Raw genomic sequence first — 25,018 nt, 5'->3', positions numbered from 1 at the left:
TTGTTTAGATTTTAATCAATTGGATTCAACTATTTCACGAAAGGAGACCCTATGGATAGAGTCCAAATCTTGGATGTTATTCGTGATATCGTAGCTTACGAGCTGAAATTGGTCGCCCACCCTCAGGAGATTCAAGAGGAGTCGGATCTATTGGCCGACTATAGCATCGATTCGATCAAGATTATCCAATTAATTGTGGAGATCGAAACAGCCTTCGATTTTGAAATCGATACCGCTATGCTGTCTACGGAGACAATCACACGAATTTCAGAACTGATTACCTACGTCGGGCGCCAGTTGTTGCACGCAGACGGGGACTGACTGGCAGAGGGGAGCGAAGAAGAACTCCAAATTAATTATTGGAGAGAAGGGGCAATATGAATCGGGCTCTGGCAACGGTAAAGGTAAGAGGTTTGGCAGATGTAATTCGTGTGTGCGATTTAATTGTTAAGAATACATATGTCGAACTGGTCAAGGTACTTCATGAAACGATGGGAGGATCGCTTGTCATCATTTTTAGAGGCAGTCTGGGACAAGTCAGGGAAGCAGAGGCTCTTGTAATGGAGATGTGTATTCTAAGAAATATTGATTATGAGTTGAATGTCATTCCTAATTTTGATTTTGATATTGTTGCTCTCGACAGCAAAGGAATAGAAATGAATTGACCGAAGGTTTTTTGGCTTGAAATTCAAACGTTTGCACTGCTTTCAGATTTTTCGACCTCACCAAAATCACCATGAATTACCTATACCCTGGCTCGGAATTGATAGTTTTTTATTTTTATTGCAAAATTCAAACGTTTGCATTAAATGTGTACCCGGAATGCGTTTTTAGACCACGTATTGTCAAGAATAGTGACGGGCAAATCTTCGGCGAAAAAGTCAGAAGACATACAACAGTGTCTTTTTACTTTAGTGCGACGACGCGTTATAGCGTCAATTCTAAGATTCGTTAACCTTTGTTTGAGGAGGCTATGAGTTGATAGAAGATGCAAGAATGGAGGATCTCCCGGAAATTCTGAATCTGCAGAAACTGGCATTCCAAAGAGAAGCGGAAGAAATCTACGGTATGGATATTGAGCCGCTCAAACAATCGCTGGAGGAAATTCAGGGAGAGTTTAAACGATCTACGATACTGAAATTCTCGGAGCAAGGCAGGATTATCGGCTCGGTCCGGGCATTCCTGGATGTAGATAACGTCTGCCATGTAGGGAAATTGATCGTACATCCTTTGGAACAGAATAAAGGTATCGGTACGCAATTGATGAATAGGGTACACGAAATATTTAGGGAAAGCAGCAGCTTTCTGATCTTTACAGGAGAGCGAAGCAAAGATGTTAAACGCCTTTACGGCAAGCTGGGCTATTGGGATGAGTCATTGAAGAACGTGGGTAGCTTTCAGCTGTGCTATATGAGGAGGATCAAATGAAAGATTTGAGAATGCGAAAATTATTTCATCCTTCCACCGGCAAAATTCTGATAACTCCTCTTGATCATGGCATTACACTGGGACCAATCGACGGAATTGTGAATATTCGAGATACAGTAGCGAAGCTGTGCCATTCCAAGGTAAATGCGGTTGTATTGCATAAAGGAAACATACACGTATGCAAGGATATTTTCAAAGAAAACAGGGATATGGCTGTTATTATGCATCTGAGTGCTTCCATCGGATTCAGTCCCAACCAATTGAGGAAAGTGCTGATAGCTTCTGTAGAGGAAGCATCAAAGACCGGTGTAGATGCCGTTTCAATCCATATCAACATCGGCAACGACTTTGATTATCAGATGATCAAGGATTTTGGCAAAATATCGGAAGAGTGCAACCAGTGGGGGATACCCCTTATAGCCATGATGTATCCGCGGGGGGATATGGTTGACGAGTACAATGTGCAAAACGCTTTGGTGAGTGCGCGGGTCGCAATGGAAATTGGTGCCGACATTGTTAAGGTGAACTATACGGATAAGTATTCCTTTGAAAAAATTGTAAATGCAGTGGATATTCCAGTCGTCATTGCCGGTGGTGAAAATCACCATGACAAAAAAAGACTGCTGCAGACGATAAGAGATGCCATTGATGTTGGAGCAAGCGGCGTAGCGATTGGAAGGAATGTGTTTCAGGACAATCATATGCAGGGGATTATTGAAAGCATTGATTTAGTGGTTAACCATGGGGCAGACCCTGAGGATTTGATACAAACAATTTATAGGGGGAGTGTGGCGAATGGAGAAAGAGAGAGGGATTTGGTTTGAGGCAACTGCTGATACTAAGGTAGACACAATTGATAAGGTGTGTCAGCTTAACTACTCCACCATCTATATTGATTACCGGCATTTTTCTCTATTAGGGAAAATCCAATTGCCACAGCGGATAGAATTAGCGGTACTGGTATCCGAGATGGCCGATGTCGAGAATTTGGTAAAAGAGCCTTTGTTTAAGAAAGTTAAGTATATTGTTGCGAACAACTTGAAGATGCTTCAACAAACCAAGGTGAAACTAAATGGACAAAACATAAAAATCGCTCTAACCATCAATGTGAAGGATCGCGAAACGTTAGATCAAACTGTCGAATTGGTCAATTCTGTGGATTTGGTCATCATTGAGTTCAAAGATCCTACCAACATTCCGCTGGAATTGATACTGGCAACGACACAGCTTACATCCTGTCAAGTATTTAAAAAGGTAAGAACGGCAGAAGATGGAGAAGTCAGCTTGATGACGATGGAGGTAGGCAGTGATGGAATTGTACTCTCCACCAATCAAGTTCAAGATATTATCAGGTTCAGCGAAACAGTAAGCCGTTCCAAAATAAAAAAATTCGAGCTGCGGGAAGGCGTAGTTAAAAAAATCAAACATACCGGCATGGGGAGCCGGGTCTGCATCGATACAACTTCAGAATTATATCAGGATGAAGGAATGCTCCTAGGCTCCACCTCAAGTGGAGGAATCCTGACTTGCAGTGAAACTCATTTTCTGCCGTACATGAATCTAAGGCAATTTCGGGTAAACGCTGGCGGACTGCATCTGTATGCCTGGGTGCCGGGGGACAGGGCAGTCTATCTATCCGACATCAAAGCAGGAGATGAGGTGTACATCGTCAATTCAAAGGGTGAAGCCAGAGTGGTTACTGTAGGCCGCCTGAAGATTGAATCCCGCCCTTTGCTGCATGTTGAATGTGAAGTGGACGGAACGATTCTGAATACGTTTATCCAGGATGATTGGCATGTCCGCATGATGGGAAGCAAGGGAGAAATTCGCCCGTCGAGCGAGATCAGAATCGGAGATAAGCTGCTGGTGCATCTGGATGTTCCGGGAAGACATGTAGGCTTGAAAATTCTCGAAACAATCAGAGAAGTATAATTGAATGTTGGAGTGATTGCCTAATGAGACTGCGACAACTACTTCACCGGCGGCAATTGGCCCCTGACCGCCCTGCTTTTATTCACCGGGAAAGAACTTGTGCAGATACAGAATTCCTGCAAATGGTAACTAACGCTGTTTATTTATTCCGGTCTCTAGGGCTTGAACGGGGAGACCGTTTGATCATCGCTTCCGCCAAGTCCATTTCCGTAATCGCGGTTATTTTCGCCTGCCTGGAAGAAGGGGTTGTGTTTGTACCCATTGATTATTCCAGTCCCAAAGAACGAATACACTATATAATTGGCAATTCCGGAGCGAAGGCAATTTTTTTGGATCAAGTTGTTATGGACCGGGTGGGGGAAGCCACTTTTACCAGTGTGAAGGACCTCTCTGTTATTCGGGATATTCCGATGGAACCGATTGTTCACGAGATCAGTAACGCTGTTTCGATTAACACGGCTCCCGAGGGGGAAGATCTGGCTTACTTGATCTATACTTCGGGTTCTACAGGTATACCTAAGGGAGTGGCCGTGCAGCGGACGGCATTGGCCAGTTTTTTAGAAGCCGCTGCTGCTAAAGCCGGTTATTCGTCAGATACCCGGTTTCTTAATTTCTTTCCCGTACACTTTGACCCGGTGCTGATGGAGCTTCTTGTACCGTGGGTTGTCGGGGGGACCACCGTAGTTTTCGATAGGTTTGTCTTTATTGATTCCTTGATAGAAGTGTTGCAGAAGCATCGTATTACAGATTTCTCCTGCACACCTAATATTATCTCCATGTTGGTAAGCCGATTCTCTAATTATCCGCGGTTCTCTTGGGATTTCCTGCGTTCGATCTGGTTCGGTGGAGAATCTGCGAATGCCAGTGATCTGCAGAAATTTCATGGAATTTCACCGCATGTAAAATTGTTGAACGGCTACGGACCGACGGAAACGGTCGTTGCCTGCTGCGTCCATGAATTGGAGAGGGGGGATTATGAAAAGGGAGTTATTCCGATTGGCAGACCACTTCCAGGCGTTGAGTTTCTACTTATAACAACCGGAGAAGTTATTATTGGTGATGGTGAGGGGGTTGGTGAACTATATGTTGGAGGTGCACAGCTGATGAAAGGATACTGGGGCCATTTTCATGATCCTTCGGCCAATAAATTTGTCATGCTGCGCGACCAAATCTATTACAAGACAGACGATCAAGTATATCAGGAGAACGGTGTATACTACTTTGCTGGACGCAGCGGCAATATGATCAAAATGAGGGGATACCGAATCTATCCGCAGGAAGTCGAGAATACGATCAGGCAAATAGAAACAGTAGGGGCCTGTTATGTTTTTATGGATGAGAGGGGGGACTATCTGGTCGCCGCTGTTGAGGTGGATCAGCCGGATACTAAGATTGAGGCGACCCTGCTGGAAATCAAAGAGTTTGTTTCAACCAAGCTTCCTGCTTATATGATCCCGGGAAGCTATGTCATTGAACGTAAATTGCCCCGGTTAAGCAACGGAAAGCTGGATCTGAACAAAATTAGGGGGTTGGTTGCACATTGGTTCAACAAGCCGTTGAAATGAAGACGACGATAGATTATCTCTCTGCCGGACTGGGCACATGGATGAAGCTTGGTTATCTTCCGCGAGAGGCATGGAAGCAAATGGGTGATCAGGATTGGATCGGCTTATCCAGCCGTGCAGAATCAGGGTTGGAGTCATTCTATTTACTGTGCCAGGAACTGGCAGTCCATAAAAGTGTGGGCCTTATCGGCACCTATTCGGTTAATGAAATTGCCCTTCGCCTGTTGCGGAGGTTCAGTAATCCGGCTGCTGAGAAGGCGGCAGAGGAAATCAGAACGGGCAATAAAAATATTGCTCTATGCATTTCTGAGGAAAATGCCGGTTCGGATATCAACAAGCTGACAACGCAGGCGATTGCTGCAGATAATGAAGGCTACATGATTACCGGTGAAAAGATGTATATTACAAACGCTCCAATAGCCGACTATTTTCTGGTGGCTGCCAGAACGAATGAAGCCGGTGAAGCCTGGAAATCCATCAGTCTATTCCTGGTTGAAAGACATCAGAAGGGGATTTTCGTATCGGAAGAGAAGGACAAGGCCGGTGCCAGACTGATGCCATTCGGAGAGGTGCACTTTGCAGACTGTCCGGTGGCTGCAGATTGTTTGCTGGGCAGGAAAAACCGCGGGTTTGAATACTTGGCGGGCGCATTGGATTTTGAGCGGACACTCATCTCTATTATGGCGCTGAGCATGAGTGAAATGGTCTTTGCAGAATTGACGGAGCACTTGAACCGGCGGGAAATATTCGGTAAACGTCTCATTGAATTTCAGCGGAACAAGTTCCTTATCTCTGATTTTTACTCGAAGATCAGCATGCTGAAACAGTTCGTACTTAACTTAATTAATGATTTGAAGCAAAATCAGGCCGACAAAAACCATGTTTTTGTTGCCAAGATTCAGTCAACCGAGCTGTTGAGGGAGTTGGCTGACGCTGCCCTGCAATTGTATGGCGCCAAAGGATATGTATCTGATCACTGGATTGCCAATCTGTACAATGATATCCGTTGGTTAAGCATCGGCGGAGGGGCGAATGAAATGCTTAAAGACATGCTGGGGAACAAGGTTGTCCGAAACCCAAAAATATAAAAGGAACTCAAGCGATGATACTAGGTAGAGTTGTGGGGAACGTGGTGTCTACGATGAAAAAGAAGGAACTCGACAAGTACAAGCTGTTTCTGATTGAGTCTCTGCACCCGAAATTAGGGAAGAACCGCGAAGTATTCGTTGCCCTTGATCTGGTCGGGGCCGGTATCGGCGACTGTGTGCTAGTTGTGAAGGGCAGTCAGGCGCAGCATGTCTTTCATGAAAAGACACCGGCAGACGCCGCCATTGTTGGAATTGTGGATACAGTCAATACGATAGACCCAAAAATATTCTAGGAGGATTACAGTATGAATGCTATTGGATTGTTGGAAACCAAAGGATTGACGGCGGCGATCAATGCCGCAGATGCCGCAGTAAAGGCAGCTTCGGTAAATATTATCAAAGTGGAGAAGATCGGCTCCGCCTTTGTGACGGTCATTCTTAGAGGTGACGTAGCGGCGGTAAAAGCAGCGATTGATGCCGGTGCAGAAGCAGCGGTTAAATGTGGCGAGTTGATCAGTGCCCATGTGATTCCTAGACCGCATGAAGAAGTCGAGAAGAGATTCAACATTCAACACGTTAAGGAAGAGTCGTAATTACACAATCCCAGAAGTGGTTTGGGTTGTTCGGCATCCCGGTCACTCGTGTAGGAGGAGCTATGAACAGAAATCATTCATATAGTCAAAAAAGCGACATCCCCACCCATTGGTACAATATCATGGCCGATTATCCGGAGTTTTACGTGCCGCATCTGGATTCCACAACACATCAGCCGGTTAATGTCCATTCGCTGTCTAATATTTTTCCCGAGCTGTTGGCGGAGCAGGAAATCAACAGGAAAGACGTAAATATCCCTATTCCCCCGGAGCTTCTGGATTATTATGCGATGTGGAGACCGAGCCCTTTGATCAGAGCACGGAATCTGGAAAAGTATTTGGATACAAACTGTAAAATCTTCTACAAATATGAAGGCGTCTCGCCAATCGGCAGCCATAAAGCGAACTCAGCCATCGCGCAGGCTTATTTCAGCAAAAAGTGCGGCTTTACCAACGTTGTTGCTGAAACCGGAGCAGGGCAGTGGGGGAGCGCAATGAGTATGGCGTCCAGCTTTTTTGATCTGAATTGCAATGTGTTTATGGTGAAAAACAGCTTTGATTCCAAACCGCAACGGCGGATTCTTATGCAAACCTACGGCTCCAAAGTGCACAGCAGTCCTTCAAATCTGACGGAGTTCGGCCGCCAGATCCGCAAGAATGATCCGGATTCACAGGGCAGTCTGGGGATTGCCATCGCTGAAGCGGTGGAGTATGCGTCTTCCGACCGGAATACGGTATACACCTTGGGGAGCTCGATGAATTTTGTCTGCCTGCATCAAACCATCATCGGCAATGAGCTTAAGAATCAGCTGAATTCCTTGCAGATCACGCCTAACTATATTATCAGCTGCATTGGCGGAGGCAGCAGCTTTGCGGGAATTTGTTTTCCTTTCCTGCGCGAGAAGCTGGAGAGAAACCGTGACTTGCATTTTATCGCGGTGGAGTCCAACGCTGTGCCTACGGTAACCAAAGGAATCTATACGTATGATTATGGTGATACAGCCAGATTGACCCCGCTCAGCAAAATGTATACGCTGGGGCATGAATTCTCAGCTCCCGTTATCCATTCCGGAGGCTTGCGCTACCATGGTCTGTCGCCGTTGGTCAGCAAGTTCATCGCAGACGGGCACGCCGAAGCCCGTGCATATTCCCAGCTGGATATTTACGGGGCGGCGAGATTATTCGCCAAGCTGGAAGGTTATGTTCCGGCGCCTGAATCGGCGCACAGTGTAAAAGCGGCAATCGATGTCGCTCTGGAAAACCGGAATTCCGGCAAAACAATTGTATTCTGTCTAACCGGGCATGGCTTTTTCGATCTCGCGGGATATGAGAAGTTCAACGCCGGAAAGATGGAGGATTCCGAAAGTCCTGATACAAACATTCATGAATCCTTGCGGAAGCTCGCACACACCGTCCGGCCGGAAACGGAAAAAGGAGCAGCGTTGCCGCCCCAGCCGCCGCTGAATGCCGGCGTTCAGGCCAATAACTCGTTTGAAGCCTGGTGGAACCGCAATTTCGAGTCCCAGTCCCCGGCGGACAGCTTCCAGTCTGGACACACCATTGGCAGCGCCGGCGCTTCTCCTAAAACCGCCTGCGGCAGAGAGCAGGACAAAGGGAATCCCAATCTGTACAACTTACTGACAGAGAGCAAAGTGAGAGAGCTGATTGACAAGGGCCAGAAGGTGGCGTTTCTTTCCAAAGGGTGTGTAATTACTCCGCTTGCCGGTGAACTGATCAAATCCCATGGAATTGAGATTAAATACGCTTAAGCAAAGAGGGGGTTATTATGCGTTCAGATGAGGTATATGATTTGCGCACCGCCCTTTCTTTCCTGAATCACAAAGGGCATGCCATTGAAGTTATGGACAAAGAGATGGATACCTGCTGCGAGATTCCCAATCATTACGCCTATTACGGGTCCGGTATTCCGAACAAACACCAACCGGCTTATGGCCATCCTGTAATTTATAATCGTGTAAAGGGACACTCGATGCCGGTGCTTATCGGGTTGCTCAACTCAAGAGAAGCTTGTGCCGAACTGCTGGGAGTAGGACCGCATTCCATTGGTCGTGAACTGGCCGGGATGATTCATGACCGTTATGAGCCGGAATTGATCGATTCTCCTCCTTCACAGGAAAATATCATTAACCAAAACATCAACTTGTATCAACAGCTGCCTGTGCTTACCTATACTCCTGAAAGTGCAGGGCCATACATTACAACGGGTCTGGTGTACGCCCAAGATCCGGAAACTGGAGAGGAAGATGTAACGATACATCGCCTGTGCATTCAATCCGAGGATACGATGTCCATTTATTTTGTTCCGGGCAGACATATCGGCCACTTTTACGAGAAGGCGAAAAAACGGAATAAGCCGCTACCGGTTACAATCAATATTGGCCTTGATCCGGCGATTTATATCGCGGCAGGTTTCTCTTACCCGGCCTGTCCTTTGGGCTTCAACGAGCTGAATATAGCAGGTGCCATCCGCAAAAAAGGGGTAAAGGTAGCCAGGGCGGTCAGCAACGGGGCGAAATGCATTGCGTTCTCTGAAATCGTAATTGAAGGTTTTGTGCTGCCGGAAGAAGTGCAGGAGAATCCGCGCAAGCACGACGGCGACTCTCTGCCGGAGTTTCTGGGATATATCGGCGCGGCCCAAAGTAAGCTTCCGCTTGTCAAAGTAACGGCTATTACGTACCGTAGCCGGCCTATATATCAGACCATTGTAGGTCCTGGAGCGGAAATGTCCAATTTATGCGGCATTCCCACCGAGGCCAGCTTGTACAAGAGCATCAAAGAATCGATAACCGGCAACATATTGAACTGCTACTGCAGTGCAAGCGGCGGGGGGAAATTGCTGGCGCATCTTCAGTTCAGCAAATACGAGCCCCGCGATGACGCCAAGACGAGGCAAGCCGGAGTGGCCGCGTTTACTGCGTTTCATGAACTGAAGAATGTGTTTCTGCTGGATGATGATGTGGATATCTTTGACGAAAGAGAAGTGCTGTGGGCATTATCTACGAGATTCCAGGGCAACCACTCTATCATTTCCATTCCAAATTTGGATGGGCATCCTCTCGATCCTTCACAAAGGCCGGAGTTCTCTTCCTATAACACCGAGATCGGATCAACATATAAGACGGTGTTCGATTGCACGGTTCCCTACCGGATGAAGGAGCATTTCAGGAGGGCTGACTATGCCTTCAAATAAAAGAATAGCCATTCTGACTGGCGGCGAACTGGACACCTTACAGGCCAAGATGGCCCATGGAGTGATGAGGTACCGTAATGACATTGCTGTTGTTATCGACGCTAAGCACGCCGGCGGGAATGTGAAGATCATTGTGCCCTATGTGGACAAGGACATCCCGGTGGTAGCGGATTTCAGCGGAGCGTCGGCTTATGAATTGGAGGAGCTTCTGGTAGGTGTTGCCCCCCCGGGGGGGCAACTGCCCCCGGACTGGATAGGAATTATTATTCAGGCGCTTCAGGCAGGAATCCGCGTAATCAGCGGGCTGCATCATAAGCTCAATGAGATGGACCAGTTATTGAGGTATGCCCAGCCCGGTCAAATGATTGACCTGCGGTATGCCGGCCGGTACGAGGAAGTAGCCAAGGGACAAGCAGGGGCGCTGAACAACAATGTTATTTTGACCGTCGGATCGGATTGCGCCAGCGGGAAAATGACCACCGCCTTGGAGCTTTACAACGCTTCGCTGGACCGGGGGCTCCGGGCTGACTTTATTCCAACCGGGCAAACCGGAATGTACATTGCAGGTAAGGGATTTGCCATTGATGCGGTTGTATCAGATTTTATGGCCGGGGCGATTGAACATTTTGTCTGCCAATCGGCCACAGAGCATGACTTTATTTTTGTAGAAGGCCAAGGCTCCATTCTGCACCCGGCTTATTCGGGCGTAACACTTGGCCTGCTGCATGGTTCTGCACCTAACCTGATTGTCTTTGCCCATGATGTGTCCAGACCTAAACTGGCTTACTATGATAAAAGTATTCCGGCGCTGGAAGAGCAGATCGAACTTGTGGAGCGGCTGGCTAATTATCAAAGAGGTTGCAGAGTTCTCGGCATATCGCTGTTTGCCAAGGATCTGCATCCCGAGGAGGTCCGGGAAATGATTTATCAAATGGAATTAAAGCACCGCATTCCTGTATTTGCCCCGCTGGTATTTGGGTGTGACAAATTTATTGATATTTTGGAGGAGTACAGATGAGCATACGCTGCCAGCCGATGCCGCTGCAATTAAAGCAGCCGTTCAGAATTAGTCATTCCGTGTTCATCAAGCTGGATCATCTGTTATTGAGCATACACGCGAGGGGCGTATCAGCATTTGGAGAAGTGGCCCCCCTGCCTTTTTTTAATGAGAATTATGATATCGCTGAGCGGCAAATTCGCTATATTATCGAGCACCACTCATCCGCCATTATCCACATTGAGGATAGGGAGCAGCTCGTGGCCTTTGTCTGTACATTGAGCGAAGGCCCTTATCTAAAATGTGTCGTCTGCGGCTTCGAAATGCTGCTTCTGGATTATGTGGGCAAGCTTCTGAAAAAGCCTGCCTGGTCGCTCCTGCAGGTGGAATGTCCAAGGCCGAGGAAATCGGCGGTAACTCTGCCCATCTGCGAAAGAGGGGCAGTGGGAGCTCTTGCAGATATTCAGTTACCCCTCGTCAAGCTGAAATTGGGGGGAGAAGGTGACCTTGCGCTGTTGGATTATATCCGGAACGAAGGAAACCCAGGGCAGAAATATATTATCGATATGAACCGGGGCTGGACGCTGGAGGAACTCGCCACTCATCGTGACCGGCTGGCGCATGAATCCATCCTGTTTGTGGAGGAGCCTGTCGCCGTCAGCTCGATTGATATGGCCCGGAAAATTGCGGATCTGAAACTGGAGGTCCCAGTCTTTTTGGATGAGTCGATTACGTCGGAAGCGGAGCTGCACCGGTACCTGCCATTTATTGACGGGGTGAATATTAAAATTATCAAGATGGGCGGACTGCTGAAGAGTCTGAGTCTTATCGATTCTGTCGAAGGGCAACTGGATTTGCTTCTGGGATGCTTCCTGGAATCCAGCCTCTCGATTGCTTATGCTTTTCAGATTTCCGCGAAATTCAAATATGCGGATCTGGACGGGGCCAGTTTTATCGGGAATGATCACTTTACAGGCCTGAGATTCAATGACGGACAGATCGGCTTGCCGGATGACTATTACGGTTTAGGAGTTCAATATGTGTGATAAAAAGATCATTGTGGCGGTTACGGGCGCTTCCGGCGCATTGTATGCCTTGCATCTGATTGAACAATTGAAGAAGCGGAGCTGCAGGGTCTATGTCATTATGTCACAGGCGGCTGTGATCACTATGAAGCATGAAGTAGCGGACAGGCGCTATATCAGACAGGTGCTGTTCGCTGCTGACGGATTCTTTGACAATGACAATATCGGCGCTTCACCTGCGAGCGGTTCCTTTCACTATGATGCTCTGGTAGTGGTTCCTTGCTCTGTTAACACCATAGGGATGATTCATTCGAACCTTGCCCACAATCTGATCGCACGGACCGCTGCGGTTGCTCGGAAGGAGAGGCGGCAAGTCATTCTGGTCCCCCGGGAAACGCCAGTGTCGGCAGGGACACTGAAGCAATTATACGAACTGTGCCTTGAAGGGCTGGATGTTTGTTTTGCTGCGCCGGCGTTTTACTCCAAGCCGCAATCGCTGGACGATATCATTGATTTTATGGTGTTCAAAATCATGAATCTATTGAAGATAGACAACGATTTATCTCCGGAGTGGAACTCCGGCTGCCTGCATGAAACGGAACACTCAAGTTGAACGGAGGAGACAATTTGGGATTTAGAGATAAAGAGTTTAGGAGGAGCATCTTTGTCATTGCCCTGCCCATTATCATTCAACAGCTGGCCACGTCGTCTTTGAATTTCATTGATGTGATTATGGTGGGACGGCTGGGAGAGACTTCAATCGCCTCCGTGGGGCTGTCCAGCAACTTCACCTTTATTTACATCTGTCTGCTTAACGGAATCAGCACCGGGGCATCTATATTCGCCGCGCAATTTTGGGGAAAGAAGGAGGTACATCATGTACGGTCTGTCCTTGGCTTTTCATTGCTACTCAGTTTATCCGTCAGCCTGTTATTTTCCTTTGCGTCCATTTTCTTTCCCGGCCGCATCCTGTCCATATACACCAATGATCCGGAGGTTATTGAACAGGGCAGGATCTTTTTAAGGCTCGTCGGCTTCAGTTTCGTGGCTACCTCTATTACCTTCTGCTATTCGGCGGTGTTGAGGAGCATAGGGAATGCCAAGATTCCAATGTTTGTCAGTGTGTTTGCGTTAAGTCTGAATACGCTGCTTAATTACTTGCTAATCTTTGGAAATTTGGGGTTTCCTGCGCTCGGGCTGAAGGGAAGCGCTATCGCCACGCTGGTCTCAAGGCTGGTAGAGTTCGGATTAATTGTCAGTTCAGTTTATATTTTTAAGATACCGCTCGTCTTTAAAAGGATCAGGGATTTCTTTTCGGTTGGTTCAGGGTTTGTAAGAAAGTATTTTATAACGACGCTCCCCCTTATTTTAGGGATAACATTTTGGTCGTTAGGCCTGAACTTTTACAACATATCGTATGCCCATATAGGTACTCAGGCAGTAGCTGCCTATAGTGTGGCGGGTACGGTGGAACAGATCGCTTTCGTAGTGTTCACCGGTCTCTCGGGAGCCTGCAATGTGCTGATTGGAAACAGAATCGGCGCGGGACACAAGGACAAGGTGCTCAGTTATTCGCGAAGTTTCATATGGCTCGCTTTTACCGGCTCTCTAATTGTGGGGGCTTGCATCTACTTGCTCTCCGGACCGGTTCTTACCCTCTACAGTATGTCAGCTGAGGCACACACGACGGCCAGAACGCTGCTGCTCCTCATGTCTTGTTTCCTCTGCGTAAAAGTTGTCAATATGATACTGATTCAGGGTGTACTGAACGCCGGAGGAGATACAGTCTTTACGTTTGTGCAAAATAGTGCAGCCATGTGGGCAGTCGGCTTCCCAATGGCTTATATTGCGGTTTACCGGCTGCATCTTCCCATTTACTGGGTGTACATTTTCATTATGTCGGAGGAATTTGCAAAGCTGATTATCGGGGTGCCCCGTTTCTTGTCCAAAAAGTGGATTCATAATTTAACGGAGAATACAGCTTACCCAAATCAAAGGGGGCAAAGTGAAGAATGGATCGAAAACTCGATGTGACGGAGCTCGATGTGGCCATAGACAACCGGATGAAGGTTATTCCGCAGGCGCTTAACAGCAGATATGTCAGAATCATTGACCAGCTGCTTCCCAATGATGATCGTTTTTCTTGGAAGCAGCTGAACTGCTTTTATAAGCCGCTCGGAATGATATTTGGTTCCTTTCAGCAGCAGTACAATAGCCTTTTTTTGATGTATGTGACCTACTACAGCACGTATATGGCTGAGTCCTGGTTTCAGGAGGTGCCGATGAGCATGGAGGATTTGCTGGAATCCTTTTTTGAATATTATGAAGATTATCTGAAGAAACGGTTCCTGCTGGACATTCAGACGCACACTGTTGTTGACGAGGCCGATTTTAGACGAAGGATTGTTGAGCAGATTGACAGGAATGCGCGCGTGCTTGTCCCCGGAGATTTATACACCATTTACTATGACAATTGGTATAAGGCGAAACATCATCAACATTTCTTTCTGATTAAGGGTTACGACCAGCTCAGGGATATTTGCTATGTGCTCGATTCGCTGCAAATTGACGGGGGGACGAATGCCCTATACAAGGATTTTACCATTCCGTTCAATATGCTCTACGATACCCTGGCGGGCTATGCCCATACCTTTGCCAAACAGGAAGGGACAATGTTTTTCTGGACGGTTTCTGATCACGGGAACAGCACATGTGGTCTGAGTATGGAGGATGCTCTCAAGGACCATCTGGTTCATCTTAGGGAAGTGGAAGCCGGAAAAGTGGAAGTGAAGTATCCTGAACGGGAGATTACCCGGGTTATTAATGCTAACGGATATGACCACAATACATCGAGGCTGCTGGAATCGACATTTCTCGTTATGAATATGAGATCAGTCTATTATCAGCTGGTTTTTTCGTTCATAGAGCAAGCTGGCGCTGAAAAACCGGAGGTGGACAGCTTACGGGCCAGTCGTGAACAACTGGATGTAGAATGGGGACAGGTAAAGTCCAAGCTGATCTATAAGACACTGAAGCATAAACTGGATTTTGCGGATGTCGATTCCTCTATAAAGGTCTTAATTGGTAAGGAGGACTGCTTTAGATCTCAACTAATCGGCGTATTGTCTGGAGCTGTTCAGGGGAGCGGAGAATTCAGTACTGCAGACACCCATAGTTCGTCATTCACTCCAATCAATGAAAAGAATGCGGAAATCGTAATTCAGCAAGATCAAATCATATTAATTCATACGAGCGAGAAGCTGAATCTCAGCAGCATTGCTTACGATAATGCACCTCAAGCGCTTATGGCTGTTGGCGAACATAAAAATTGCAATCTGGAAGCGAAAGTTCAGATCAATGCTTCGGTCGGACGATATTTCAAAAGCGGACTTATGCTGAAATTCGGCAATGGCACTAAGTTGCTATTTGGAACGAACCAGGGACAGTCCTTGCAAATCGAGCATCTCGGTGTATTGAACGATCTAATGTATGATGAGGTTTTCCTGGATAATCCTTTCTTTCTGAAAATCAGCAAAATGGATAACATATATACGATGAGCTATAAAATAAAACAGTCTGAGCAGTATACAGAAGTGTACAGCTTTCATTGTGATGAAAAGGCGCTTGCGGCAGGGTTCTATTCTTTGACCTTCGAGCCTCTGGACCTCAAGTCGGTTTTCTCTGAATATAAGTTTACGGAAGAAGAACTTTCCGGAATTTAGCTGGATGTTCCTGAGTATTGGGATTCTGGTCTCTGGTGTATATCCCCTCTCAAAGTTGGTTATCCTGTCTAGTAGATTGCTAGATTGGATGAGAGGGAGATGCCGTATGGGACTGGGGAACGGGGGACAAGGGAAAGGTAAAATGCTGATGCTGATTCTTTGCATGTGTATGCTGGTGCTCCTGCTGGCCGGGTTCCGCAGCGGGGCTGACCAGGGAAGTGCAGCCGCATCAGCGGCCGCTCCCGCTTCATCAGACCCGGCAGCGTTGCCGCAGTCGCTGGAACTCCTGGCAGCTGTAGGACAAGAAGTTACGGCAGCAGGGTCTCCGTTGCGGCTTGTCCTGAAATGGCAGGGGGAATACAGCGGGAATGCTGTGGACACCGTTAGGGACGCAGACCTGCTGGCTGCACAGCTCGGACTCGGCAAGGCGGAGTCTAGCGAAGAATATGGACATGCTACTTACAGATCTTCCGGCTCTCCGGATTTGTATAGTAAGATATCGATGTTCTGGAGTGTGCTGGGTCAAGGCACCAGCTATGTGATTGTGACCGTTGAAACAGAGGATCTGCTGAAAGCTACGGCTTTGCAGAAAGTAGCACAAGAAGCGGGGACACTGATGCAGGCGGCTGGCATTACGCCGGAGTGGAATGCTTCACTTCAAGGTGTAGCGTCACTGCAGGACTCCCCCCGTGAAGCACTTGCCGGAATTGAAGGAACGATTTCCGGGCGGTTATCCGGGCTGAAAGCGGTGGAAGATTATGAGGATGATACGACCTACAGCCGGTCTTATAATGTTTCGGGGCTGAACAGGTTTGTGAATAGCGGAGATCATAAGGTAGCTCTGCAGGCAGCCGTACATAAGAACGGCAATGACAACAGCAATCGTGTGACAATCGGTTTGCCGCTGATTACCATTGAGTATTGATTCCGCAAAATATTAATAATCAGCAAATTTCAGCAAAAGCTTCGTATACCGGCTCCGCGTTTGCGGAGCTTTTTGCGTAACGTTATAATAGAAAATGGCTGGCAGTGGCCTACCCTTATCCGGGAGTATAAGCTGGAGTATGTAAACGAATAAGAAAGATTAATGGAAAATTACGAAATCCCGAGAAAAACTGTCAGGAATGTGATAGCATCCTTTCTGCGAATATGATAAAATGACATCACGTCGTCATGCGTTTTTTATTATTTGACGGACGTTGAGAATGATTGTCAACTATATTACATACAGAGAGATGAGGAGCCATGGCTGAAAATCAAACCCTTGATGCACTGCATACACCCGGCGCTGTATTTTTTATCTTTGGGGCAACCGGAGATCTAGCCCGGCGTAAGCTTTTTCCGGCGATTTACAGTTTGTACCGTGAAGGTAAGCTGACACATGATTTTGCGGTAATTGGCGTGGCTCGGCGTCCCCGCACCCAGGAGGAATTCCGGGAAGATGTGAAAGAGTCCATTCGCGAATTCTGCCGCTACCAGGCGGGAGATGCTGCAGAATGGAATGAGTTTGTGCAACATTTTGAATACAAGTCTTTGGACATCAATAATATCGACGGCTTCCGCGAGCTCAACGCGCAAACGGAGGCAATCGAAGAGAAATTCCGCATTCCGGGTAACCGTCTGTTCTATCTCGCCCTTGCTCCTGAGCTGTTCGGCAGCGTGTCGTTCAACCTCAAAGCCGGTGGCATGCTGCAAAGTTCAGGCTGGAACCGTCTGGTGATCGAGAAGCCGTTCGGTTACAATCTGGAGTCTGCTGAGCAGCTGAACGAACAGATCCGCCAGGTGTTTAAGGAAGAAGAGATTTACCGGATCGACCACTACCTGGGCAAGGAAATGGTGCAGAACATCGAAGTCATCCGTTTTGCGAATGCCTTCTTTGAACCGCTCTGGAACAACAAGCACATCGCCAACATTCAGATCACCCTCGGTGAAACCGTTGGGGTGGAAGAGCGCGGCGGATATTACGATCATGCGGGAGCGCTGCGCGACATGGGCCAGAACCATATTTTGCAGCTGCTGACGATGATCGCTATGGAACCGCCAAGCCGTTTGCTGGCTGAAGATATCCGTGATGAGAAGGTCAAGGTGCTTCGTTCGCTGCGTCCGTATGCTTCCTCCGAAGAAGTGCGCGAGAACGTGGTGCGCGGCCAGTACACCCAAGGCCTGTATAAAGGCAAGACCCTTCCGGCTTACCGCCAGGAAGACAAAGTGGATCCTGAATCCAATACCGAGACGTATTTCGCGGCGCGTGTATTTGTGGACAATTTCCGCTGGGCAGGCGTTCCTTTTTACATCCGTACGGGTAAACGTCTCCCGGTGAAGACGACGGAAGTGGTTGTAGAGTTCAAGGGTATGCCGACCAATGTCTATTTGGGCCAAAAGCATAACCTCGAGCCCAACCTGCTCGTCATCCGCGTGAATCCGATGGAAGGCATCTATGTGAAGATCAATGCCAAGAAACCGGGCTCAGAATCGGAAATTCAGCCACTGGCCATGGATTTCTGCCAAAGCTGCATGGTGGGGATCAACTCGCCGGAAGCTTATGAGCGTCTGCTGCATGATGCGGCGCGTGGAGATTCAACCTATTTCACCCGTTGGGATGAGGTTTCGTCGGCATGGTCGTTCGTGGACCGTATCGCCAAAGCGTGGAAGGAAGAAGCGGCTGATCTGGCTTCGTACCCTGCAGGTTCGTGGGGTCCGGTGGAAGCCGATCAGTTGCTGGCTCAGGAAGGTTTCCATTGGTGGCCGGTAAACGGACAGGAAGAAGACAATGTGGTCTGGCGGGTTAACAGCTAAGACCTGAATAAGCTGCAAGATTTAAGCTCCCCCTGCAGAGGCTGCAGGGAGAGCTTTTTTGCGATACCCCCGTTAGCGTGGGGACGGGTTTGTCCAAATATAAGAATTTATATGTTTCACACGATAACTTATCCTTCTATTTCTCGCTGAAACGATACCGTCCTTAAAAAGGACGGTAAAGCCGTTTCCACTTGGTGAAATTCACGCAAAATAGCCTCGTATAGGCCGAGGACTGTACAGAATAGGCTGCAATCGCTGTTTTTCTTACAAGATATTTGGTATAAGCCGCTTTTTTATAGATAAAGTTTGCCGGATTTTGATATACTTTAAAGGATGCTTTCACTAGAAGCGGAACTGGAGACTATTATGGGATAACAATGAATTCACCAATGAAGGGATTTGTACTCATGAGCAGAGCGCCGATTTGATGAACAACCCGTGTGATATAAGCAGAAGCATGAATTTATATATGAAGGGATATGTGCAATGAATAAGGCACCGGATCAGAAGCTGCAACAGGAAGTGGACAAACGCAGAACCTTTGCGATCATTTCCCACCCGGATGCGGGTAAAACAACACTTACGGAGAAGCTGCTGCTGTTCGGCGGAGCCATCCGGTTAGCGGGAACGGTTAAAGCCCGCAAGGCAAGCAAACATGCAACAAGTGACTGGATGGAAATAGAGAAACAGCGCGGGATTTCCGTTACTTCCTCTGTGATGCAGTTCGACTATTTAGACCATCGGGTGAACATTCTGGATACCCCGGGTCACCAGGATTTCAGTGAGGATACCTACCGTACGTTAACGGCTGCGGATAGCGCGGTTATGCTGATCGACGTGGCGAAAGGCGTAGAAACACAGACCATCAAGCTGTTCCAGGTCTGCGCCAAACGCGGTATTCCGATCTTTACGTTCATCAACAAGCTGGACCGCGAAGGCCAAAGTCCGTTTGATCTGATGGAAGAGCTTGAGAATGTACTGGGCATCCGTTCTGTTCCAATGAACTGGCCAATCGGCAGCGGACGTGAACTGTGCGGTGTGTACGACCGGATGAAGAATCAGGTGGAGCTGTTCCAGGGTGATGACCATTCCGTAATTAAAGTGCAAAAGGTGGAAAGCTACCGTGACCCGATCATCCGTGAGATGGCCGGTGAGTACCTGCATGATCAGCTGTGCCAGGAGCTGGAGCTGCTGGACGTTGCGGGCGATCCTTTTGACTATGAGAAGGTACTTCGCGGAGAGCTTACTCCGGTATTCTTCGGCAGTGCGATCAACAATTTCGGGGTGCAGACGTTCCTGGACAACTTCCTGGATCTTGCACCGAAGCCGGAGCCGCGCCGCAGTACAGTTGGCTCCATTGAGCCGACCAATGAGAAATTTACCGGCTATGTATTCAAAATCCAGGCGAACATGAACCCGGCCCACCGCGACCGGATTGCTTTCCTGCGGATCGTGTCCGGCAAGTTCGAGCGCGGCATGAGTGTCAAGCATGTCCGTGCAGGCAAAGACATCAAGCTGTCCCAGCCGCAGCAGTTCCTGGCTCAGGACCGCGATATCGTCGAAGAGGCGTATCCGGGCGATATTATCGGGCTGTTTGACCCGGGTATTTTCCGGATTGGCGATACGCTCAGTCAAGCCGGTGATATGGAGTTCGATGAGCTGCCGACGTTCTCACCAGAGATTTTCTCCAAAGTAAGCATCAAAAACGCGCTGAAATCGAAGCAGTTCCAAAAGGGTATTGATCAGCTGACGGAAGAGGGCATGATTCAGGTGTTCCGTACGGTCAACTTTGACGATATTCTGCTCGGAGTAGTCGGACAGCTGCAGTTTGAGGTGTTCGAGTACCGGATGAAGGGTGAATATGGCGTGGATGTTCAGCTGCAGCGGATGTCATACCAGTTCGCGCGCTGGATTGTGGATGAGAATAAACCTGACCCGGGCAAATTCCGCATCAACTCTACACTGGTTACCGACAAGAAGGGCAACTACGTGGTGCTGTTCGAGAACGAGTATGCGATGCGTACAGCGATGGAGAAGAACCCGACCGCGAAATTCCTGGAAACAGCTCCTTGAGTGTAGGCTGTTGACGAATTCAGGCTGCAGGTGCAGGGGATACAGCTGCACCTGCGGCAGTTTCAAATAGGTAGTAAAAACCTCCGCCCCCATGTGTGCAGATGCACCTTGGGTGACGGAGGTTTTTGGCTCATGAGGCTTTCTAGGATGTGATGGATCCGGGAGTAGTCTCCTCCAGATGTCTGTGGAGCAGACTAATCACATGATCCTGCTTGGCCTCTCCGAGGTCTTTCCAGACCATTTCAAACACGACGCCAAGTCCGGGAAGCGCAGCTTCCGGCCCGTCCACAGAGCCTTCAATCATGTGCCGCAGGTCTTCTTCGGACTGACCGTGTACTTTATGGAGAATCGCCTGGCGCAAATCAATGGTAACTGGCATAATGTACCCCCTTAAAAGTTTTGTGAGCAAAGCTTCCTGCAATTCTTCGTACAAAACTGCTTCGAAAGCATGTGCTTGGTTTTGTGAGCAAGGCTTCCTGCCAATTCTTCGTACAAAACTGCTTCGAAAGCATATGCTTAGTTTTGTGAGCAAAGCATCCTGCCAATGGTTCGCAGAACTGGCTTAGGAAGCCTGCTCATGCTGAAACGCCCTGTACTAATGTGCCCTGCGGCGATGCTGAAAATTCAAGTTTGTGTGTGCTTATGCTATACTGTGTGAGATGTAAAATGTGAGCGGGAGGTACACGGACATGGCTAAAAAACAATATGCCATCATCGGAATGGGACGTTTCGGCTCAAGTGTAGCCAAGGCGCTCAGCGGGATGGGATTTGATGTGCTGGCCATCGATTCGGATGAGCAGCGCACACAGGAAATTTCGGGAATTGTTACCCATGCTGTATCTGCAGATTCCACCGATGAGGAAGCGCTGCGCGCACTGGGCATTCGAAATTTCGATGTTGTCGTTGTGGCAATCGGAGAAGATATTCAGGCGAGTATTCTTACGACGCTGATCTTGAAGGACCTTGGGGTGCCGGCGATTCTGGTCAAGGCCAAAAGTGAGCTGCACGGCAAGGTGCTAAGCAAGATCGGTGCAGACAAAGTCATTTATCCCGAACGGGACATGGGCATGCGGGTGGCGCATCATCTGGCCTCGCCGAACATCCTTGACTATATTGAGCTGTCGCCGGATTACAGTATTCTGGATATGAAGGTTCCCAGGCCGATGCTGGGCAAAAACCTGCAGGAGCTGAATATCCGCGCCAAATATGGCTGCAATGTGATGGCGATCCGCCGGGGCGAAGAAATGAATATTACTCCAAGAGCCGAGGACCGGCTGGCCGATGGCGATGTTCTTGTCATCGTTGGCCACAAGGACAACCTGACCAAGCTGGAGATGGCGTATCAATAACGCACGAGCAAATGAAGTGTAACGTGGCTCTCGTGGTGCTGTAGGAAGTGTTAAATGCGCTGCCGATAGTGGCCGGATTTGCTTAGTTGCACTCTGTACAGCTATTTGCTTCGTTAACCGCTTGTTCAGAAGGATAGATGTATTTCGTGCAATTAAAATTTAGCATACCCCCGGTTTATAGCCATAATGATGATTATAAATGTACAGACTACAACTAAATTGGAATTAGCGGTAAAAAGCGTGATTTTAGTTGCAGGAAATACACTTAAAATGAAGCTGTGTGCAGGTGCAGCGTGTTAGAGAAATACATGGGAAGATCGTAGTGACTGCAAGGAAAAAGGCAGCAAAGATGCGATAACTAAGCTGCAGGTGAACAGAAAGGTAGGACCTCATGGAAATTATGTCTCCGCAAAATACGCGGGTGAAGGAATGGGCCGGACTGCAGGAGAAGAAACACCGCGATAAGTCCGGCAAATATATTGTGGAAGGTATTCATCTCGTACAAGAGGCGCTGCTGGCCGAAGTCGATGTGGAAATAGTGGCGTATGACCTCGATAAGGGCATGCCGTCTGAGCTGAAGGAACTGCTGCAGGCGGTACAGGGTATGGAGGTCATCGGCGTATCAGCGCCGGTGATTGCGAAGTGCAGCAGCACCAATACGCCGCAGCCGGTATTTGCGGTGGTGCGCAAGGAACAGCAGGGCGTGGAGACGATCCTTGCGAAGCCGGATAGTCTAGTCGTTGTGCTGGACGGAGTTCAGGACCCCGGCAACGTGGGGACGATCATCCGCAGCGCGGATGCGGCAGGCGCAGACGGCGTGATCCTCGGCCAAGGCTGCGCCGATCTGTACAACCCGAAGACCATCCGTTCCACGATGGGCTCGATGTTCCATCTCCCGGTGGTGGAGGGCGATTTAAGTGTTGTTTTGCCGCAGGCGCGGGAACGCGGCGCGCTCTTAGTCAGCACCTCGCTGACCGGTGAGGACTCCTGCTACACCCACGATTTTCACGGCAGCCAGTGGCTGCTGATCGGCAGTGAAGGCAAGGGCATCTCGCCGGAAACGGCCGCGCTCGTCGATAAAAGCATTATCATCCCGATGGCTGGCCGTGCCGAATCGCTCAATGCGGCGATGGCAGCGACGATACTGCTGTTTGAGGGGATGCGGCAGCGGGGGTTTAACAAATAAAAAATTCCTGTCCAATTTCAAAATAACCGTCCAGGAATAAAAATTAGTGTCCACAAGAAGACCAAAGACTGGAGAAGATCGATTTTCCCTCGATCAATTTTCCAGTCTTTTTGTCACTGCGGTAGAACATAATGCAGGATTTTTAGCCTGTTTCTCGAATATTTACTCCATCAGAAACCCAAGCAGCTCAAGGGTTCAGAGGTTGTGGGAGGTCTTTACTCAAGCTTTTACTCAAGCCATTGCCCTGGTTTATAAGAACCTGATCCCAGTGTTCCCCTGACATTTACCCTGTCTTTTCAGACACGAATTATTATTCGTTTTCGTTCACAATTGAACCAGTTTTCTTCCAATTCTCCATGGGTTAAACCTCACATGGGCGGACAACAATTATTATCTTGGAATTGGCGGTGAAGCCTTGTGGGGCAAGGGATTGGGGAGGGTTGGAAGAGGGAAACATTTGGGACAGGAATTTTTATGTCTTTACAGGGGGTTTAACTAAACAATAATTCCTGTCCATTTTCAATAAAACTGTCCAGGAATAAAAATTAGTGTCCACAAATACCCAAATACTGGAGAAGATCGATTTTTCCCTCGATCCATTTCCCAGTCTTTTTGTCGTTGCGGCAGAACATAATGCAGGATTTTCAACCTGCTTCTCGAATAATCACTCCATCAGAAACCCAAGCAGCTCAAGGGTTTTAACAGTTTTCGGGCTGGATTCATCTCAATCCTTTAACTCAATCTTTTTCTCAATTGTTTTAATCCGATTTCCAATTTCAGGACATGAATTATTATCTCGTTTCGTTCACAATTGCTCAGATTTCGCCCCCGATTTTTATCCGATTTCTCTCCCGAAAAAAACAACAATTATTATCTCGATTTTTCTTCGATTATACCTCGGAAGCCTTGTGGGGCAAGGGATTGAGGGAATTGGGAGGGGTTGGTAGTTGTGGACAGTTATTTTTATTTTCTTACAGGGGTATCCACCGCAAATAAACCCATCTCATGTGAGTTGTAATTCATCTTGTCATCGTTTGTAACGTAGTTTGGCACCGATTTGGAACGTAGTTTGTCACAACAAAGTCAGCCCCGATGTGTCTGAAAGCCTTGGTACATCGGGATTTTTTTGTTCTTTATATTTAAGTGGACGATTTTTTATCAGAAAAACAAAAAGATGATAGGCAGAAAAATACATTGAGAAATCGTTGTAACAACCTTTGACACAATTCGTCTTATGGAGGGGTGAATTTTAATGTCATTGGAGAGAACATAAAAAGACTTAGAAAGATACATAACTATAATCAAATTGAGTTTGCAAAGTTAATCGGAATATCCCAAGGTAGTTTAAGTGATATTGAGGCAGGAAAAAGTAAACCTTCAATTGATACAGTTATTTCAATTCATCAGTATCTTGGTTGCTCGCTTGAGTGGTTATTAAAAGGAAATGAGGATTCATCCTCTAGCGTTGAACCTCATAAAATAAACAACAAATTAGATAAAGAATTAAGACTCTTTGAAACTGAACTAGTAAATATTTAAAAAACTAGATACACATAATCAATTAGAAGTCTTGGGAATTATTAAACTTAAATCAAAAAATGGAGGATAATGAGCAGTAGCGAGTAATATTTTCGTCATGATGGTTCGAAAGAAAAATAGGGTTAAACGAATATTGATAAGCCGGCAACGTAAAAGGTATTTACTTTTGCTGTCCGGCTTATTTTTATATAAAATGGAGGGTAATAGTTAACCGCCATTAACCTAAGAGCGATTTCTTGTACCTACAAATAGTTGAAGCAATCACTATAGCATTACTTTTTTAAATGACTCATCCTCAGTATCTCTTCGTACAACCATCCGTTCAGATCCTATTTCGAACATTAAACCTACTATAGCACCAAGGTCTTCTGAGAGTAATGATCAGTGACTTTTGTCGGAAAACAAAAATGTGTTCCGTATGGAATCCGCATAAATTGTGGGTTTTTTCTTTGATTCTTGTCAAAAGCTAATGTCAAGAATCTGCACCAATTTCCGAATTAGGCCGAGAAGGTAT

At 47.6% G+C, this 25,018-nt stretch carries 23 protein-coding genes; 22 read left to right on the top strand and 1 reads right to left on the bottom strand.

The genetic code is table 11. The annotated features are described in order from the left end of the window. Positions 1 to 51: 51 nt before the first annotated feature. From MHI45_RS13375 to MHI45_RS13285, 19 genes are all read left to right on the top strand, one after another. Complete coding sequence (locus tag MHI45_RS13375) at positions 52 to 321, top strand: acyl carrier protein (protein WP_076112583.1); 270 nt, start codon at positions 52 to 54, stop codon at positions 319 to 321. A gap of 56 nt (positions 322 to 377) precedes the next feature. Further along, positions 378 to 665, top strand: a complete 288-nt coding sequence (locus MHI45_RS13370) for a BMC domain-containing protein (protein ID WP_076112584.1) — start codon at positions 378 to 380, stop codon at positions 663 to 665. 313 nt (positions 666 to 978) lie between these two features. Next, positions 979 to 1,428, top strand: coding sequence for a GNAT family N-acetyltransferase (locus MHI45_RS13365; RefSeq protein ID WP_083675785.1), 450 nt, complete (start codon positions 979 to 981; stop codon positions 1,426 to 1,428). After that, positions 1,425 to 2,252: a 2-amino-3,7-dideoxy-D-threo-hept-6-ulosonate synthase gene (locus MHI45_RS13360; RefSeq protein WP_076112585.1), complete on the top strand. Its 828-nt coding sequence runs from the start codon at positions 1,425 to 1,427 to the stop codon at positions 2,250 to 2,252. The genes MHI45_RS13365 and MHI45_RS13360 overlap by 4 nt, the downstream gene beginning before the upstream one ends. After that, positions 2,224 to 3,360, top strand: coding sequence for a 3-dehydroquinate synthase II (locus MHI45_RS13355; protein ID WP_083675786.1), 1,137 nt, complete (start codon positions 2,224 to 2,226; stop codon positions 3,358 to 3,360). Before MHI45_RS13360 ends, MHI45_RS13355 begins: the two co-directional genes overlap by 29 nt. A 23-nt stretch (positions 3,361 to 3,383) precedes the next feature. Then, positions 3,384 to 4,925, top strand: a complete 1,542-nt coding sequence (locus MHI45_RS13350) for an AMP-binding protein (protein WP_076112587.1) — start codon at positions 3,384 to 3,386, stop codon at positions 4,923 to 4,925. Next, a complete protein-coding gene (locus MHI45_RS13345; protein ID WP_144024399.1) occupies positions 4,901 to 6,013 on the top strand; it encodes an acyl-CoA dehydrogenase family protein in 1,113 nt (370 codons plus the stop codon). Before MHI45_RS13350 ends, MHI45_RS13345 begins: the two co-directional genes overlap by 25 nt. A 14-nt stretch (positions 6,014 to 6,027) precedes the next feature. Beyond that, the gene (locus tag MHI45_RS13340; RefSeq protein WP_076112589.1) at positions 6,028 to 6,306 is read left to right on the top strand and encodes a EutN/CcmL family microcompartment protein; all 279 of its coding nucleotides are present in this window, start codon (positions 6,028 to 6,030) and stop codon (positions 6,304 to 6,306) included. A 12-nt stretch (positions 6,307 to 6,318) separates the two neighbouring features. Continuing rightward, complete coding sequence (locus MHI45_RS13335) at positions 6,319 to 6,606, top strand: BMC domain-containing protein (RefSeq protein ID WP_076112590.1); 288 nt, start codon at positions 6,319 to 6,321, stop codon at positions 6,604 to 6,606. A gap of 62 nt (positions 6,607 to 6,668) precedes the next feature. Then, on the top strand, positions 6,669 to 8,375 hold the full coding sequence (locus tag MHI45_RS13330; protein WP_076112591.1) for a TrpB-like pyridoxal phosphate-dependent enzyme: 1,707 nt from the start codon (positions 6,669 to 6,671) through the stop codon (positions 8,373 to 8,375). Positions 8,376 to 8,392: 17 nt separating this feature from the next. Continuing rightward, complete coding sequence (locus MHI45_RS13325) at positions 8,393 to 9,817, top strand: UbiD family decarboxylase (protein WP_076112592.1); 1,425 nt, start codon at positions 8,393 to 8,395, stop codon at positions 9,815 to 9,817. After that, positions 9,804 to 10,835, top strand: coding sequence for a DUF1611 domain-containing protein (locus tag MHI45_RS13320; RefSeq protein ID WP_076112593.1), 1,032 nt, complete (start codon positions 9,804 to 9,806; stop codon positions 10,833 to 10,835). The genes MHI45_RS13325 and MHI45_RS13320 overlap by 14 nt, the downstream gene beginning before the upstream one ends. Then, positions 10,832 to 11,860, top strand: a complete 1,029-nt coding sequence (locus MHI45_RS13315) for an enolase C-terminal domain-like protein (protein ID WP_076112594.1) — start codon at positions 10,832 to 10,834, stop codon at positions 11,858 to 11,860. The genes MHI45_RS13320 and MHI45_RS13315 overlap by 4 nt, the downstream gene beginning before the upstream one ends. Further along, positions 11,853 to 12,452, top strand: coding sequence for a UbiX family flavin prenyltransferase (locus MHI45_RS13310; RefSeq protein WP_076112595.1), 600 nt, complete (start codon positions 11,853 to 11,855; stop codon positions 12,450 to 12,452). Before MHI45_RS13315 ends, MHI45_RS13310 begins: the two co-directional genes overlap by 8 nt. A gap of 14 nt (positions 12,453 to 12,466) precedes the next feature. Beyond that, positions 12,467 to 13,873, top strand: a complete 1,407-nt coding sequence (locus MHI45_RS13305; protein WP_076112596.1) for an MATE family efflux transporter — start codon at positions 12,467 to 12,469, stop codon at positions 13,871 to 13,873. Then, positions 13,852 to 15,561, top strand: coding sequence for a hypothetical protein (locus tag MHI45_RS13300; RefSeq protein WP_076112597.1), 1,710 nt, complete (start codon positions 13,852 to 13,854; stop codon positions 15,559 to 15,561). Before MHI45_RS13305 ends, MHI45_RS13300 begins: the two co-directional genes overlap by 22 nt. Before the next feature lie 106 nt (positions 15,562 to 15,667). After that, positions 15,668 to 16,486 (top strand): YwmB family TATA-box binding protein, encoded by an 819-nt coding sequence (locus MHI45_RS13295; RefSeq protein ID WP_076112598.1) that lies wholly within the window; start codon positions 15,668 to 15,670, stop codon positions 16,484 to 16,486. Positions 16,487 to 16,806: 320 nt separating this feature from the next. Further along, the gene (gene zwf, locus MHI45_RS13290; protein WP_038596372.1) at positions 16,807 to 18,357 is read left to right on the top strand and encodes a glucose-6-phosphate dehydrogenase; all 1,551 of its coding nucleotides are present in this window, start codon (positions 16,807 to 16,809) and stop codon (positions 18,355 to 18,357) included. A 486-nt stretch (positions 18,358 to 18,843) separates the two neighbouring features. Next, positions 18,844 to 20,430: a peptide chain release factor 3 gene (locus MHI45_RS13285; RefSeq protein WP_038596370.1), complete on the top strand. Its 1,587-nt coding sequence runs from the start codon at positions 18,844 to 18,846 to the stop codon at positions 20,428 to 20,430. A gap of 142 nt (positions 20,431 to 20,572) precedes the next feature. On the opposite strand, the gene sspI is transcribed toward MHI45_RS13285, so the two are convergent. Next, positions 20,573 to 20,809 carry a small acid-soluble spore protein SspI gene (sspI, locus tag MHI45_RS13280; protein ID WP_076112599.1) on the bottom strand — a complete coding sequence of 79 codons (237 nt, stop codon included), beginning with the start codon at positions 20,807 to 20,809 and terminating at the stop codon, positions 20,573 to 20,575. A gap of 310 nt (positions 20,810 to 21,119) precedes the next feature. Between sspI and MHI45_RS13275 the strand changes: the two genes are divergently transcribed. From MHI45_RS13275 to MHI45_RS13265, 3 genes are all read left to right on the top strand, one after another. Beyond that, positions 21,120 to 21,779 carry a potassium channel family protein gene (locus MHI45_RS13275; RefSeq protein WP_038596366.1) on the top strand — a complete coding sequence of 220 codons (660 nt, stop codon included), beginning with the start codon at positions 21,120 to 21,122 and terminating at the stop codon, positions 21,777 to 21,779. A 391-nt stretch (positions 21,780 to 22,170) separates the two neighbouring features. Further along, positions 22,171 to 22,965 (top strand): TrmH family RNA methyltransferase, encoded by a 795-nt coding sequence (locus MHI45_RS13270; RefSeq protein WP_076112600.1) that lies wholly within the window; start codon positions 22,171 to 22,173, stop codon positions 22,963 to 22,965. A gap of 1,242 nt (positions 22,966 to 24,207) precedes the next feature. Further along, on the top strand, positions 24,208 to 24,504 hold the full coding sequence (locus MHI45_RS13265; protein WP_076112601.1) for a helix-turn-helix domain-containing protein: 297 nt from the start codon (positions 24,208 to 24,210) through the stop codon (positions 24,502 to 24,504). Positions 24,505 to 25,018: the final 514 nt, after the last annotated feature.

Source organism: Paenibacillus sp. FSL H3-0321 (genome assembly GCF_038002865.1).
Taxonomy (GTDB): domain Bacteria; phylum Bacillota; class Bacilli; order Paenibacillales; family Paenibacillaceae; genus Paenibacillus_AQ.
Note: the sequence above shows the minus strand (reverse complement) of the source record. Positions and strands in the feature narration are given on the sequence as shown.

Excerpts from the sequence above, each read along its gene's own strand:
- MHI45_RS13375 (WP_076112583.1), top strand. The coding sequence starts at position 52 with ATGGATAGAGTCCAAATCTTGGATGTTATTCGTGATATCGTAGCTTAC.
- MHI45_RS13370 (WP_076112584.1), top strand. The coding sequence starts at position 378 with ATGAATCGGGCTCTGGCAACGGTAAAGGTAAGAGGTTTGGCAGATGTA.
- MHI45_RS13360 (WP_076112585.1), top strand. The coding sequence starts at position 1,425 with ATGAAAGATTTGAGAATGCGAAAATTATTTCATCCTTCCACCGGCAAA.
- MHI45_RS13355 (WP_083675786.1), top strand. The coding sequence starts at position 2,224 with ATGGAGAAAGAGAGAGGGATTTGGTTTGAGGCAACTGCTGATACTAAG.
- MHI45_RS13350 (WP_076112587.1), top strand. The coding sequence starts at position 3,384 with ATGAGACTGCGACAACTACTTCACCGGCGGCAATTGGCCCCTGACCGC.
- MHI45_RS13340 (WP_076112589.1), top strand. The coding sequence starts at position 6,028 with ATGATACTAGGTAGAGTTGTGGGGAACGTGGTGTCTACGATGAAAAAG.
- MHI45_RS13335 (WP_076112590.1), top strand. The coding sequence starts at position 6,319 with ATGAATGCTATTGGATTGTTGGAAACCAAAGGATTGACGGCGGCGATC.
- MHI45_RS13330 (WP_076112591.1), top strand. The coding sequence starts at position 6,669 with ATGAACAGAAATCATTCATATAGTCAAAAAAGCGACATCCCCACCCAT.
- MHI45_RS13325 (WP_076112592.1), top strand. The coding sequence starts at position 8,393 with ATGCGTTCAGATGAGGTATATGATTTGCGCACCGCCCTTTCTTTCCTG.
- MHI45_RS13320 (WP_076112593.1), top strand. The coding sequence starts at position 9,804 with ATGCCTTCAAATAAAAGAATAGCCATTCTGACTGGCGGCGAACTGGAC.
- MHI45_RS13315 (WP_076112594.1), top strand. The coding sequence starts at position 10,832 with ATGAGCATACGCTGCCAGCCGATGCCGCTGCAATTAAAGCAGCCGTTC.
- MHI45_RS13310 (WP_076112595.1), top strand. The coding sequence starts at position 11,853 with ATGTGTGATAAAAAGATCATTGTGGCGGTTACGGGCGCTTCCGGCGCA.
- MHI45_RS13300 (WP_076112597.1), top strand. The coding sequence starts at position 13,852 with ATGGATCGAAAACTCGATGTGACGGAGCTCGATGTGGCCATAGACAAC.
- MHI45_RS13295 (WP_076112598.1), top strand. The coding sequence starts at position 15,668 with ATGGGACTGGGGAACGGGGGACAAGGGAAAGGTAAAATGCTGATGCTG.
- zwf (WP_038596372.1), top strand. The coding sequence starts at position 16,807 with ATGGCTGAAAATCAAACCCTTGATGCACTGCATACACCCGGCGCTGTA.
- MHI45_RS13285 (WP_038596370.1), top strand. The coding sequence starts at position 18,844 with ATGAATAAGGCACCGGATCAGAAGCTGCAACAGGAAGTGGACAAACGC.
- sspI (WP_076112599.1), bottom strand. The coding sequence starts at position 20,809 with ATGCCAGTTACCATTGATTTGCGCCAGGCGATTCTCCATAAAGTACAC.
- MHI45_RS13275 (WP_038596366.1), top strand. The coding sequence starts at position 21,120 with ATGGCTAAAAAACAATATGCCATCATCGGAATGGGACGTTTCGGCTCA.
- MHI45_RS13270 (WP_076112600.1), top strand. The coding sequence starts at position 22,171 with ATGGAAATTATGTCTCCGCAAAATACGCGGGTGAAGGAATGGGCCGGA.